Annotated in this window: 10 protein-coding genes; 9 read left to right on the top strand and 1 reads right to left on the bottom strand. The window is 61.1% G+C overall.

Annotated elements, in window-relative coordinates; translation table 11 throughout:
• Positions 1–77: 77 nt before the first annotated feature.
• The 3 genes from HV681_RS20945 to HV681_RS20935 all read left to right on the top strand — a co-directional run bounded on the left by HV681_RS20945 (position 78) and on the right by HV681_RS20935 (position 3,118).
• Entirely contained in the window at positions 78–1,043 is a 966-nt protein-coding gene (locus HV681_RS20945; RefSeq protein ID WP_239215877.1) for a Bug family tripartite tricarboxylate transporter substrate binding protein, read from the top strand.
• A 114-nt stretch (positions 1,044–1,157) separates the two neighbouring features.
• Positions 1,158–1,595, top strand: a complete 438-nt coding sequence (locus HV681_RS20940) for a tripartite tricarboxylate transporter TctB family protein (RefSeq protein ID WP_175124811.1) — start codon at positions 1,158–1,160, stop codon at positions 1,593–1,595.
• A complete protein-coding gene (locus tag HV681_RS20935; RefSeq protein WP_175124810.1) occupies positions 1,592–3,118 on the top strand; it encodes a tripartite tricarboxylate transporter permease in 1,527 nt (508 codons plus the stop codon). Before HV681_RS20940 ends, HV681_RS20935 begins: the two co-directional genes overlap by 4 nt.
• Positions 3,119–3,272: 154 nt before the next feature.
• Here the strand turns inward: HV681_RS20935 and HV681_RS20930 are convergent, their stop codons facing one another.
• Positions 3,273–4,439, bottom strand: a complete 1,167-nt coding sequence (locus HV681_RS20930; protein WP_175124809.1) for a pyridoxal phosphate-dependent aminotransferase — start codon at positions 4,437–4,439, stop codon at positions 3,273–3,275.
• A gap of 111 nt (positions 4,440–4,550) precedes the next feature.
• On the opposite strand from HV681_RS20930, the gene HV681_RS20925 reads away from it, so the two are divergent.
• The 6 genes from HV681_RS20925 (at position 4,551) to HV681_RS20900 (ending at position 13,611) form a co-directional block, all read left to right on the top strand.
• Positions 4,551–5,576, top strand: a complete 1,026-nt coding sequence (locus HV681_RS20925; RefSeq protein ID WP_175124865.1) for an AbrB family transcriptional regulator — start codon at positions 4,551–4,553, stop codon at positions 5,574–5,576.
• A 233-nt stretch (positions 5,577–5,809) separates the two neighbouring features.
• Positions 5,810–6,016, top strand: a complete 207-nt coding sequence (locus tag HV681_RS20920) for a cold-shock protein (RefSeq protein WP_056566091.1) — start codon at positions 5,810–5,812, stop codon at positions 6,014–6,016.
• A gap of 3,361 nt (positions 6,017–9,377) precedes the next feature.
• A complete protein-coding gene (gene mnmG, locus HV681_RS20915; RefSeq protein ID WP_175124864.1) occupies positions 9,378–11,297 on the top strand; it encodes a tRNA uridine-5-carboxymethylaminomethyl(34) synthesis enzyme MnmG in 1,920 nt (639 codons plus the stop codon).
• Entirely contained in the window at positions 11,294–11,983 is a 690-nt protein-coding gene (gene rsmG / locus HV681_RS20910) for a 16S rRNA (guanine(527)-N(7))-methyltransferase RsmG (RefSeq protein WP_175124808.1), read from the top strand. The genes mnmG and rsmG overlap by 4 nt, the downstream gene beginning before the upstream one ends.
• Positions 11,980–12,780 (top strand): ParA family protein, encoded by an 801-nt coding sequence (locus HV681_RS20905; protein ID WP_105241282.1) that lies wholly within the window; start codon positions 11,980–11,982, stop codon positions 12,778–12,780. Before rsmG ends, HV681_RS20905 begins: the two co-directional genes overlap by 4 nt.
• Before the next feature lie 9 nt (positions 12,781–12,789).
• On the top strand, positions 12,790–13,611 hold the full coding sequence (locus HV681_RS20900; RefSeq protein ID WP_175124807.1) for a GNAT family N-acetyltransferase: 822 nt from the start codon (positions 12,790–12,792) through the stop codon (positions 13,609–13,611).
• The last annotated feature ends 37 nt before the right edge of the window (positions 13,612–13,648 follow it).

Below are 13,648 nucleotides of genomic sequence, written 5' to 3'. Positions count from 1 at the left end.
CGCTGCCAGCGATACCTAGACCTATAAATCCTGGAGACGCAAGAATGCAGACGACCCTGAAGCTGCGCATCGCAGCCATGGCGGCGCTTGGCGCCATCACCCTGTCCCTCGGCGCGGCCCATGCGGCCGATGAACCCCGCCGCCCGGAGTGCATTGCGCCGGCGCAGCCTGGTGGCGGATTCGACCTGACGTGCCGCCTGGCCACCGAAGGCCTGAAGCAGAGTGGGGCGCTCAAGAGCGCCATGCGCATCGTCTACATGCCGGGCGGCATTGGCGCGGTGGCATACAACAACATCGTGGCCCAGCATCCGAATGAGCCGGGCACCATCGTTGCGTTCTCCGGCGGCTCGCTGCTCAACCTGGCGCAGGGCAAGTTCGGCAAGTACAACGTCAACGACGTGCGCTGGCTGGCCGCGATCGGCACCGATTACGGCGTGGCCGTGGTGCGCAACGACTCGCCGTACACCGACCTGAAGAGCCTGATGGACGCCTTCAAGCAGGATCCGACCAAGATCGTGCTGGGCGCGGGTGGCACCGTGGGCAGCCAGGACTGGATGAAGGCGGCGCTGACAGCCAAGGCGGCGGGCGTGGACTTCAAGAAGATGCGCTTCGTCGCCTTCGAAGGCGGCGGTGAGGCCGTGACGGCGCTGCGCGGTGGCCATATCCAGGCCTACATGGGCGATGCGGCCGAAGCATTCACGATGCTGGAAGGCGGCGCCCCGATTCGCGTGCTGGCGGTCTTCAACGACCAGCGCCTGCCGGGCAAGCTGGGTTCCGTGCCCACTGCCAAGGAACAGGGCTACGACATCGTCTGGCCGATCATCCGTGGCTTCTACGTGGGTCCCAAGGTGTCTGACGCCGACTACCAGTTCTGGGTGGACGCGTTCAACAAGACGACGGCCGCACCCGAGTTCGAGAAGCTGCGCCAGCAGCAGGGCCTGTTCCCCTTCAACAAGACCGGCCCCGAACTGGACGCCTACGTCAAAAACCAGGTCAAGCAGTACGGCGAACTGGCCGACACCTTCGGCCTGATCAAAAAGTAAGCCGGCCGCAAGGCCCGACCCCCGAACGCGCCCGCCAGGGCACACCTGCCGCCATTTCAGGCCGGCGGCAGGTCCCGCTGCGCCGCGCGATCGGATTTGAACGGAACCTGGACCATGAACGATCGAATTCTGGGCATTGCCGCCCTGGCGCTGGCCGTCTTCATGACGGCCGCCGGCTGGAGCATCGAGGCGCCTTTCGCCTACGAACCCGTCGGGCCACGCGCCTTCCCGCTGCTGCTGGCGCTGATCATCGGCCTGTGCGGGCTGTGGCTCGTCTACAAAGGCGGCCACGCTGTCGAGCGCAACCCTGCCGGCGCCAACGGGCGCATCGCGCTGATGGTGGTGTTCGTGACCGCCTATGCGTTTCTCTTCCAGTGGCTGGGCTTCATTGTCGCCACGTCGCTCATGACGATCTTCGTGGGCCGCCTGTTCGGCGGCAGTTGGCTCAAGTGCGCGATCGGCGGCGTCGTCATGAGCATTTTCTTTTTCGTGCTGTTCGACAAGGTGCTGGACGTCGTCCTGCCCGGCGGACTGTTGGAGAACCTGATATGAGCGGCATTCTCGATCATCTGTCGATAGGCTTTGGCGTCGCGTTTTCGCTGACGAACCTGCTGGTGGCTGCCATCGGCTCCTTCATCGGAACCATGGTGGGCGTGTTGCCGGGGCTGGGGCCCGTCAATGGCGTGGCGATGTTGATCCCCATCGCCTTCGCCATGAATCTTCCGCCCGAAACGGCGCTGATCCTGCTGGCCGCGGTATATGTGGGCGCGGAGTACGGCGGCCGCATCACCGCGATCCTGCTGAACGTGCCGGGCGAAGCGAGTGCCATCATGACGACGCTGGACGGCTATCCGCTGGCGCGGCAGGGCCTGGCCAACGTGGCGTTGTCCTTGTCTGCATGGTCGGCATTCTTTGGCGCCATCGTGTCGGTGGTGGGCATCATCCTGCTCGCGCCGCTGCTGGCGAAATGGGCGCTCGCATTTGGCCCCGCCGAATACTTCGTGCTCATGATCTTTGCGTTCTGCTGCCTGACCAGCCTGCTCGGCAAGCAGCCGGTCAAGGGCGTGTTGGCGGCGATGATCGGCCTGTCCATTTCGGTGGTGGGCGTGGATGCGAACTCGGGCGTTTACCGCTATACCTTCGAGTCCGTGCATCTGGCCGACGGCATCGATTTCGTCGTGGTCGTCATCGCCCTGTTCGCCGTCAGCGAGATGCTGGAGATGCTTGAGAAGGTGATGGCCGGCCACAGCGTCGAGGTCAAGCCCAGCGGCCGCAAGCTCTTCAACCTGAAGGAGATGGCTTATACGTGGTGGAGCGTGGTGCGCAGTGCGTTCGTAGGCTTCGGCGTGGGGGTGCTGCCCGGCGCAGGTGCCAGTGTGGCTGCGGCGGTCGCGTACTCGCAGGAAAAGCGCATCATCGAAGCCAAGGATCCCGAGGCCAAGTTCGGCAAGGGCGACATGCGTGGACTCGTCGCGCCGGAAGCCGCCGCCACCGCGTCGGCGATCGGCTCGTTCGTTCCGATGCTGACGCTGGGCGTGCCCGGTTCCGGCACCACCGCGGTGATGATGGGTGCGCTGACGCTCTACAACATCACGCCGGGACCGGTCCTGTTCGATACCAAGCCGGAGCTGGTGTGGGGCCTGATCGCATCGTTGTTCGTCGCAAACGTGCTGCTCTTCGTGATGAACGTGCCGCTGGTGCGGTTCTTTTCCAAAGTGCTGTCCGTGCCGGGCTGGCTGATGGTGCCGGGCATCCTGTGCATCAGCTACATCGGCGTCTATGCAATCAACGCGGGCACCTTTGATCTGCTGCTGGTTGCGGCTATCGGAACGCTGGGCTACTTCCTGCGCAAGTTCGGTGTGCCGATGGCGCCGCTGGTACTTGGCGTCGTCCTGGGCAACATGATGGAACAGAACCTCCGCCGTGCGCTGTCGATGACGGATGGCGACGTGGGCGTGCTGTTCGCAAGCCCCGTGTCGATCGCCCTGTGGGTGGGCGCGGCGGCAGTGGTGATCGTGCCGCAGATCCTGCGCCGTGTGCGCGCCGCAAGAAAGGTTGCCGCTGGGCCGGTCTGATGAAGCGGGTCCGCGCACCGGCCGGTGCGCGGGCTGACGTAATGCGAGACCGGCAAATGCTTAGGGGCGCCTTTTGGCGCCCCTTTTTTTTAAGCATGTTGAGGTTAATTCGACCGCATTTTCATATATGAGCTTTTACTCAGATATTGAGCCGTCAGACCTGCTTCAGACGCTCCAGCGCCGCGTCCAGCGTTGCGTCCTTCTTGGCAAAGCAGAAGCGCACGATCCGATGATTCGATTCGGGCGCGTCGGGCTGGCGATAGAACGCGGACACCGGAATCACGGTCACGCCATGGTTGACGGTCAGGTCGCGCGCGAAGTCGGCTTCGTTCTGTTTGGAGATCTGGCTGTAGTCAGCCAGCAGGAAGAACGTGCCGGGACTGGGCAGCGGCCGGAATCGCGTCTGCGCCAGCCCTTGCGACAAGCGGTCCCGCTTGGCCTGATAGAACGCCGGCAGATCCAGGTAAGGCTTGGGATCACGCATGAATTCCGCCAGCGCAAACTGCATCGGCGACGGCACCGTGAACACCATGAACTGATGCACCTTGCGCAGCTCGGCGCTCAGTTGGCGCGGTGCGCAGCAATAGCCGATCTTCCATCCGGTGGTGTGATAGGTCTTGCCAAACGACGAGATCACAAACGCATGTTCGGCAAGCAGCGGGCGGCGCGCCACGCTGGCATGCGGTTTGCCGTCGAACACGATGTGTTCGTAGACCTCGTCCGACACCAGCAGCACGCCCGTGTCGCGGACGATCGCTTCAAGCGCGTCCAGGTCGCTCTCGTCAAGCACCGCGCCGGTGGGGTTGTGCGGAAAGTTCAGCATCAACAGACGGGTCTTGGACGTGATGGCGTCGCGCACACGTTGCCAGTCGATGCGGTAGTACGGATCGGCTTCGGTGGGCGCGCGCAGCGGCACGGGGACTGCGGTGCCGCCGGCCAGGCGAATCGCCGGCAGGTACGAGTCATAGCAGGGCTCGATCACCACCACTTCGTCGCCGCTGCCCACCGCCGCCAATACCGTGGCCATCAACGCCTCAGTGGCGCCACTGGTCACCGTGATTTCGGTTTCGGGATCGTAGGCATGGCCGTAGAGTTCGCGCGTCTTGGCCGCGATGGCTTCGCGTAGCGGCGCGACGCCCGGCATGTACGGATATTGGTTGTGGCCGTCGGCCATCGCCTTGGTGACCAGCGCACACAGCGCGGGGTCCGGATCGAAGTCAGGAAAGCCCTGGCCCAGGTTGATGGCCTTGTGCTCGATGGCCAGGCGGCTCATCACGGTGAATATGGTGGTGCCGACGTCGGGGAGTTTGGAGCGGATCATGTTGGACGCGAAGTGAACACGGGTAGCCGAGGAAAGTTTTCGTAAGTATCCCACTAACTCATAATTCATTTTTCATGAGCTTCTAACGCGGATCGGATTGTGGTTCAGAACATGCGGGTGCGAGTGCTGGGCGGGTTTGGTATTGCGCTGGCCGGCGCGTTGCTTGCGGTGTGGGCCCACCTGCCGCTGCCGTGGATGTTGGGCGCGCTGCTGTTGACTGCGGCCACGCGGATTGCCGGCGTGCGCACTGCGTGTCCGCGGCCGGCGCGCAATGCGGGCCAATGGGTCATCGGCGCATCGCTGGGGCTGTATTTCACCCCACAGGTCATCGGACACATTGGCAGCAACGCTGGCCCTATTGTCGTGGGGATGCTGTTCGCGCTGGCGCTCGCATTTCTGGGCACCGCCATTCTGCGGCGTTTCACGGATGTGGACTTCAAGACGGCGTGGTTCTCATCGGCCATCGGCGGCGCAAGTGAAATGGCCAATCTGGCCGAACGCCATGGCGCGCGGATCGATCGCGTTGCGACCGCGCACAGCGTGCGCGTACTGCTGGTGGTTGTGACGGTGCCCTTCATATTCCAGTGGTGGGGCGTGGCTGGCCTGGATCCCACCGTGCCGGGACCGCGCGACGTGCACGCGCTTGGCCTGGCCGCGTTGGTGGCCCTGACCATTGTGGGCGGCGCCATGTTTACGAAGCTGCGGTTGCCCAATCCCTGGGTGCTTGGGCCCATGCTTGTCGCAATGGTGCTGACTGCGTCCAGCATCGAGCTTTCCGCATTGCCGGACTATGTGCCGAAAGCAGGGCAACTGCTTATCGGCTGGTCACTTGGCGATCGGTACCGGCCAGACTTTTTCCGCGCAGCGCCGCGTTTCATGGCGGCAGTGGCGGGCTTTACGGTGCTGGCATTGGCGCTGGCCTTCGGCGTGGGCGCCTTGCTGTCCTTGTGGTCTGCTGCGCCCATTCCCACCTTGATTCTGGGCACGACGCCGGGCGGTATTGCCGAGATGGCGATCACCGCCAAGGTGCTGCAGCTGGGCGTTCCGGTGGTGACGGCATTTCACGTCACGCGCATGGTTTTTGTGGTGATCGTGACGGGTCCCATTTATACGGTTTTGGCGCGTCGGCATGGCTAATTCCGCCTGGCGGTACTGCCGTTCCAGTGAAAAAAAAGCGACATTGGGGTAAACAACTATATGACTCGGTAATGCCGGATGAGTATGCTGATTCCGCAGTTGATTCAAGCGCGAGCAGACTCGTTTCTGCCGCTCTGGCGACAAGCGGGAACACTGGTTTTGCACCGATCGTTCAGTTCGCACGGCGTCCTTGATTCATTGCATTTCGATTTAATTACAGGACGCTAGAGAAAATGGCTCAGAAGGGCAAAGTCAAGTGGTTCAACGCTGACAAGGGTTTCGGTTTCATCACGCCGGACGTGGGCGGCACCGATGTGTTCGCACACTTTTCCGCCATCCAGGGTCGCGGCTATCGCAGCCTGAACGAAGGCCAGGAAGTCGAATACGAAGTTAAAGATGGTCCGAAAGGACCTCAAGCGGCCGAAATTCGCCCGCTCTAAATCGGGAAATCCCAATTTCCCGTCAGCCAGGCTAGGCCTGGCTACAACGCCCCAAGACCTCACGGTCTGGGGCGTTGTTTCATTTGGGCAGCCAATTCGGTTCGTGAAGTGATTTTGCTGCGGCTCTGCAGCGCTCGTTTCTATCTGCTCAGTAACGCTGAACCGCTCGCGTCGCGACGTGCGCTGCAGCCCTCAACCCTGGCGTGTATCTTCACACTGTTAGTGTTCACTAACATATCCTCGAGCACTGGATAACTCTGTGGATAATTATTTCCGGACATGAGCTCGCGAGTGATCAGTTATGAAGCAATCGCGCTTCAGTGAACCGGGTTTTGCACAGATTTCTGCATCAATGCAGGCGATGTCTTTTTGCTCCCCGTGAATAGATTCCCTGCTTGCGTCAGGCGTGCTTAGAAGGCGTTTAATCAACGTTTTCATAGGGAAACTCGCCTTTTGTCCGGGTGTTCGCGAGGTTTGTTTACCCGAATCTCAGCGTCTGACATGCGAGTTTAGCGTCGGTCATCGCGCGTAAATTCGTGATTTGGCGCTTGTTGTTCACAAAGATATCCCCATGCCGGTTATGCACAGAATTACGCCACTCACTATCCAAATTGACGGCCTGCGCCTGTGGATAGAAATGGGGATATCGCCTAAAGGGTGAGGTCGCGGGAACAGGAATTGCGGATGATTCGGCGGCTCGGGTTGACTCGGTTGGGCGGGTTGGGCGCTGCGGTGGGCAGTCTAATTTTCGCGGCGGATTTCTCCTTGCGACCTGTCCACAGGTTTCACATGAAGCCATAGGCGCCTCGCCCATATGGATGATGGCGGCGCAGCGGGAGTGCGAGCAAGATTAGCTTCGGGTCAGTGACCATGCCCGATGGCCGCGAACCGATCATTCAATATTGGGGTGGGGATAATTTTGTGAATAAGTCGCCCCGATGTTCAGGCCGCGCGATTTGACCGTGCACTGTTGGAAGAGTTCAGCAGGTTATTGAACTTCGCTTCCGCAGTGGCCTCAGGTTTCAGTTGTCGGCTTTGCCTTTGATTTCTAACGCGGAATTGCTTTCGTGATTTTGGGTCCGCCGGCAACGAGTTGCTGTCGTGCATCGATGTGCACCGCTTTGCCGTCTTGAACTCGTTGCCTTCGACGCTGTGGATAAGACATCTCTCGCTGAATAGAGTAATGGGCGAGTCAGGGAAGATACTTGGGCGGCCGGATTCTCGGGGCTGACTGTCCCCGCCTGTGTACTCCTGTGCTGCTTCGTGGCTGCGTCCTGGTCGTTTCGCGGGCTTGCCTGTTGATAAGAATGTGCGTAACCCTGGCTTCGCGCTTCGCCATCCGATTCTTTTCATAGTGTCTCGTCGTTGATAGGCGTCTGTGGATAAACCAAATGTCTGATTGGTGCATCACAGCTCGAGCGGGGCGACATCCCGAATTTGCTCGCGTCCCCGCACTCGATGGACGAAGGACTGTTGGCGGCTTGATCTGGTTTGTGGACAACGCTGTGGTTAACACTTCGTCGAAGCACGCGCCGACATGTGAATTCAGAAGCGACCTACCGCCGGTGGTTTTTTGGGGCTATCGCTCACGGTGCAGCGAGCCATGAACTTAAAAAATATGAATTTTCGGGTAGGGGTAGGTAAGGGGGGAATAAATCGATATTTTTCATCTTTCTTACCTTTTCACCCCGGTGACGTCAGGTATCGAAGATCAGTCGCGACTCAGGTTGGGGACCGTGATGGCAGCGATCCTCATGCGGGGTAGCACCTGCGGCAACTGAGATCCCGACCCAGGCGTTTAAAGCCCGGAACGCTCTGAGGGGTGTTTCACGTGAAACACCGACGCTACTTTTCCTCATGCCCGTCAATGTGTTTCACGTGGAACATCCTCTACGATGCGAGGATGCGTAAGGGAATCGGCTTTTTGGGTTTTTTTGTTGGAGCGCAGCGCGGCCTTCGTGGCTCTCAATATCGGCGTTCATTTCTGGAAAGGCCAGAAGCTCTGATACGGCCGTGTCTCCAATGAAGCTGCAACGGCTTGCCTGGCGTGCCTCCAGACGCGACGAATCCGGGTAGTGGTATGCCTTCAATGTTGCAGGCCGGGCAGTGTTCCACGTGAAACAGCCTTTCTCCCCCTGACTTTGCCACGAGTTATCGCACGCATGCCCAGCGCGTTCGCACGATTTAGCGAGTTTATGCAGCGTACATCCCGTCGCGAAACGCTGTCTTCAGCTCTCTGCAGACGGCCGACTGCAGAGAGAATGGCGCATTTGACGATCCGGTGAACTGTTGAACGACGTAGCAGTCGACCTAGGTCGATGTTTCACGTGAAACATCGAGCGGCCGTCGGCCGCGGGAGCTGGGAACCACAGCCGATGAATGAAGGCAGGGCGGCTAACAGCATTTCTCCGCGCGCGCTGAGACGTTCTCCTCAGTTTAGCCAAGTGGAGTGTTGTTGCCCGGGGTTCTGTGCATAAACGGACCTCTTGCGCTCGGCTTAGCAGGATACGGAATAGGGCAGCCAAATGGACTTGGGATGCCCCGAACAGAACTTACTCGCGGGACTAGGGGAGTGATGTGAGTGTTCCGCCAAGAGCCGGACGCACTTGGAAAAGGCCTCTGACCGATACTCGCGCGTCAGCGATCGCTGTTATCCGCAGTGTGGGACGGCGGCGTGTAGCTGGGTCTAACTGGGTGTGCGATGTTCCACGTGAAACTTCGCAGCGATCAGAGCTTGGATAGTTGCAAAACTTGCGACGTGTGGTCGAGTGCGTTTGCCAGACAGGCCGTGCGGTGGACTTGCGGGGTTGCTTGGACCGGGGTGTATCGGGCCGCCGACTGTTGAATGTTCAATTGTCATCGATCATTCAGGTCAGTTGCCGCAGGGAAGGGCGGGCCGAGTCATTCCTTTGGTGCCTCGCGATGTTTCACGTGAAACATCGGCTAGGTCGTCCTCATTGGCCTTCGAAGCTCGCGCTTGGGCGACACTACGGCAGCCCAGCTTGCTGAGGCTACTCCCCACGCCGCCGACATCATAAGAGAGACCACACTCGACTCGCTCCCAATTCAGAGCGCCTCAGTCCAGCTACTCTCGATAGCCATCCCTGTTCCACGTGAAACGTGTTACCGACTGGAACCTCGTACTCAGTCGACAAACGACCCAGGTGTTTCACGTCGAACACTCCGATAATCACCGGCAGGTGCCGATATCCTGCGCTACCCAGCGCTACGGACCACAGCTACCCCGAGCCACCACGCGCCACATCACATAAAACAACCAGCCCGCATGTTTCACGTGAAACATGCAACCCCTGCCTCTATAATGAGCGCCGATCGCTCTCTTCTTTACCTCCCCCCCATCATGGACTATCCCCGCGAATTCGATGTCATCGTCGTCGGTGGCGGCCACGCCGGCACCGAGGCGGCACTGGCTGCTGCCCGTACCGGTGCGCAGACGCTGCTGCTCACGCACAACATCGAGACCCTTGGCCAAATGTCTTGCAATCCGTCCATCGGCGGAATCGGCAAGGGTCACCTCGTCAAAGAGGTGGACGCGCTGGGCGGGGCCATGGCTCTGGCAACCGACGAGGCCGGCATCCAGTTCCGCATCTTGAACGGATCGAAAGGTCCGGCCGTTCGCGCAACGCGGGCGCAGGCTGATCGTGTCCTGTACCGCAAAGCCATCCGGGGACGCCTCGAGAATCAACCGAACCTCTGGTTGTTCCAGCAGGCTGTCGAAGACCTGATGGTGGAGGGTGACCGTGTCGTCGGCGCCGTCACGCAAGTTGGGCTGAAGTTCCGAGCCAAGACGGTAGTACTGACCGCCGGCACGTTTTTGAATGGTCTGATCCACGTGGGCCTGCAGAACTACTCGGGCGGTCGCGCTGGTGATCCGCCCGCGATTTCGTTGGGCCAGCGCTTGAAGGAACTGCAGCTTCCCCAAGGCCGCCTCAAAACCGGCACGCCGCCGCGCATCGATGGACGCACGATCAATTACGCCATCCTGGAAGAACAGCCCGGCGACTTGGACCCGGTCCCCGTGTTCTCGTACATGGGCAACGTGGCCATGCACCCGCGCCAGCTGCCGTGCTGGATCACCCATACGAACGCGCGCACCCACGACATCATCCGTGGCGGCCTCGATCGCTCGCCGATGTATAGCGGCGTCATCGAGGGCGTGGGTCCTCGCTATTGCCCGTCCATCGAAGACAAGATCCATCGGTTTGCCGACAAGCAGTCGCATCAGGTCTTCCTGGAGCCGGAAGGGCTGGACACGCACGAGGTCTATCCCAACGGCGTGTCGACCAGCCTGCCGTTCGATGTGCAGCTGGATCTGATCCATTCGCTGCCCGGTCTTGAGAATGCCCACATCATGCGACCCGGCTACGCCATCGAATACGACTACTTTGATCCACGTGGACTCAAGAGCACACTGGAAACCAAGGCAATTGAAGGGCTTTACTTCGCGGGACAGATCAACGGCACCACCGGCTACGAAGAAGCCGCGGCCCAGGGGCTGCTGGCTGGCGTCAATGCCGCACTGAAGTCTCAGGACCGCGAGCAGTGGACGCCGCGCCGCGACGAAGCGTACCTTGGTGTGCTCGTCGATGATCTGGTCACGCGCGGCGTGACCGAGCCGTACCGCATGTTCACGTCTCGCGCCGAATACCGCCTCAGCCTGCGCGAAGATAATGCCGATCTGCGCCTGACCGAAATCGGCCGCCAGCTCGGTATTGTCGACAATGCGCGGTGGGATGCGTTCAACCGTAAGCGCGACGCAGTCGCTGCCGAAGTCGAACGCCTGAAGTCTTCGTGGGTCAATCCGCGTCTGCTGCCGGCCGAGGTGGCTGAACCGCTGCTCGGCAAGGCGATTGAACGTGAGTACTCACTAGCAGATCTGTTGAAACGGCCGAACGTTACGTACGAAGCCTTGATGGCCGCCCAGAACGCGGACGGCACGTTGCTGGCCGGCCCGGGCGTTGTCGACGACGACGTGCTCTCGGAGCAGGTCGAGATCCAGGTCAAGTACGCCGGCTATATCGCGCGCCAGCAGGATGAAGTGCAAAAGCACATCGCCCATGAACAGCAGCCGATCCCGGCGGACGTCGACTACGACGCCGTGACCAGCCTGTCCTTCGAAGTGCGCCAGAAACTCAAGACGCATCGTCCGGAAACGATCGGCCAGGCCGCGCGCATTTCCGGCGTCACGCCGGCTGCCATTTCGCTCCTGCTCATTCACCTGAAGCGCCTGCATTACGGCTCGCGCAAGCAAGCGGCATGAGCGCGCCCGCCAATCAGGCCGGCATCGACATGGCCGGCCGACTCACTCGCGCATGCGAGCAGCTGGGCGTGACCGCCGATGACGGCGCCATCGCCAAACTGCTCAATTACCTGGCGCAGATGCAGCGCTGGAATCGCACGTACAACCTGACCGCCATCCGCGATCCGCAGCAGATGCTTGTGCAGCATCTGTTCGATAGTCTTGCGGCCGTAAAGCCCTTTAGCGAGGCGCTGGCTGCGCCCGATGCGCCGGCCAAGGTCTACGACGTCGGCTCGGGCGGCGGGCTGCCTGGCGTCGTTCTGGCCATCATGCGGCCCCAGTGGTCCGTGACCTGCGTTGACGCCGTTGAAAAGAAGACCGCGTTCGTGCGTCAGATGAGCGGCGCGTTAGGTCTGCCCAACCTGCAATCGCAGCATGCGCGCATAGAAACGATCGATCCTGCCGGGTGCAACATCGTGACGTCGCGAGCGTTTGCATCATTGGATGATTTTGCGCAACTCGCGGGTCGCCACGTAGCCAAGAATGGTACCCTCGTCGCCATGAAGGGCAAGCTCCCCGAAGAAGAAATCCAGGCGCTGCACGCGCGCGGGGAATGGCAAGTCGACCATATTCAGCCGCTCCAGGTCCCGGAGCTGCAAGCAGAACGCTGCCTGATCTGGATGCGCCGCAGTCAAGGAACCCTATGAAGAACATACCCCCCAGCACATCCGCCCGCGTCTTCTGCATTGCCAATCAAAAGGGCGGGGTGGGCAAGACGACGACCGCCATCAATCTGGCGGCGGGCCTTGCCACGCACAATCAGCGCGTGCTGCTGGTGGACCTGGACCCGCAGGGCAATGCCACGATGGGTAGCGGCATCGACAAGAATTCGCTGGAATCCAACCTGTACCAGGTGTTGATCGGCGAATCCTCCATTGAACAGTCACGCGTGAAGTCGGAATCCGGCGGTTACGACGTGCTGCCCGCCAACCGTGAACTGTCCGGCGCCGAGATCGATCTGGTGCAGATGGAACAGCGCGAGCGCCAACTGAAGGCCGCCATCGACACCGTCGCGACCCAGTACGACTTCGTGCTCATCGACTGCCCGCCCACGTTGTCCCTGCTTACCCTCAACGGCCTGGCTGCCGCGCACGGCGTCATCATTCCGATGCAGTGCGAATACTTCGCGCTCGAAGGCTTGTCCGACCTCGTCAACACCATCAAGCGCGTGCATCGAAACATCAACGACGACCTGCGCGTCATCGGCTTGCTGCGTGTGATGTTCGACCCGCGCATGACGCTGCAACAGCAGGTGTCCGCGCAACTCGAATCGCACTTCGGCGACAAGGTTTTCAAGACCGTAGTGCCGCGCAACGTGCGCCTGGCCGAAGCACCCAGTTACGGGATGCCGGGCGTCGTGTATGACCGTGCGTCACGCGGCGCGCAGGCCTACATTTCATTCGGCGCCGAAATGATAGAGCGCGTCAGGAAGGACCTGAACTAGCCGTCCCCCATGTCCGACGCCGCGCTCTTTTTTCCGCCCCAGACAGCCCTCTGCACGCCGCCCGCCGACGTGCGCGATGCGCTGCGCGTGCGGCTGGAAGACGCGGCGCTCAATGCCACCGCCGTCGGCGCGCAGGTGATCTATGATGGCTGGCTGGTGCGTTTCGCCCAATCGCCGGCCAAGCGGGTACGCAGCGTCAATGTGCTGGGGTTATCCACACGTCCTTTGGATGAGCGGCTGGCGTATTGTTCATCGTTGTATGCGCGCCAGGGTTTGCCCATGGTGCTGCGCATCACCTCCATCGGCCCCGATTTTTCGCTCGACGCCGACCTGGAGGCCCGCGGCTATATCTACACCGGTGAGACTCGCGTCATGAGCACGCCGCTCGCTCCGCGCGCAAGCGTCAGGAGCGATCTGCATTTCAGCATGGTCGATGCCGAGCGCTTCGCAGCGGCGGTCGGGGCGCTGCGCGGCTCGTCAGCCGCGCACATCGAAGAACATCAGACCCGCCTGCAAGGCCTGGCTGTGGATAAGCAGCCGGTGCTTGCCACCGACGCGGCAGGGCAGGTGGTTGTCGCGGGCATGGCCGTGCGCGAAGGTGACTTGCTCGGCCTGTTCGACATCGTTACCCATCCAAGACATCGGCGCAAAGGCTACGCCGCCGTCCTGATGGAGCATTTGCTGGCCGAAGGGGCCGCCGGCGGCGCCAGGACGGCCTACCTGCAGGTCGAGCCGGAAAACATCGCGGCGCGGACGCTGTACGCCCGCTACGGATTCAAAGACTGTTACGCGTATTGGTACCGCCTGCCCGCCGAGCAGGCGGACACCTGAGCCTGGCGCTCAGGATACAAAGACAGAAGGAAAGAGG

It is taken from the genome of Achromobacter animicus (genome assembly GCF_902859585.1).
In the GTDB taxonomy this organism is placed as follows: Bacteria; Pseudomonadota; Gammaproteobacteria; order Burkholderiales; family Burkholderiaceae_B; genus Achromobacter; species Achromobacter animicus.
The sequence above is the reverse complement of the archived record's forward strand: the minus strand, read 5'-3'. Positions and strand labels throughout refer to the sequence as shown.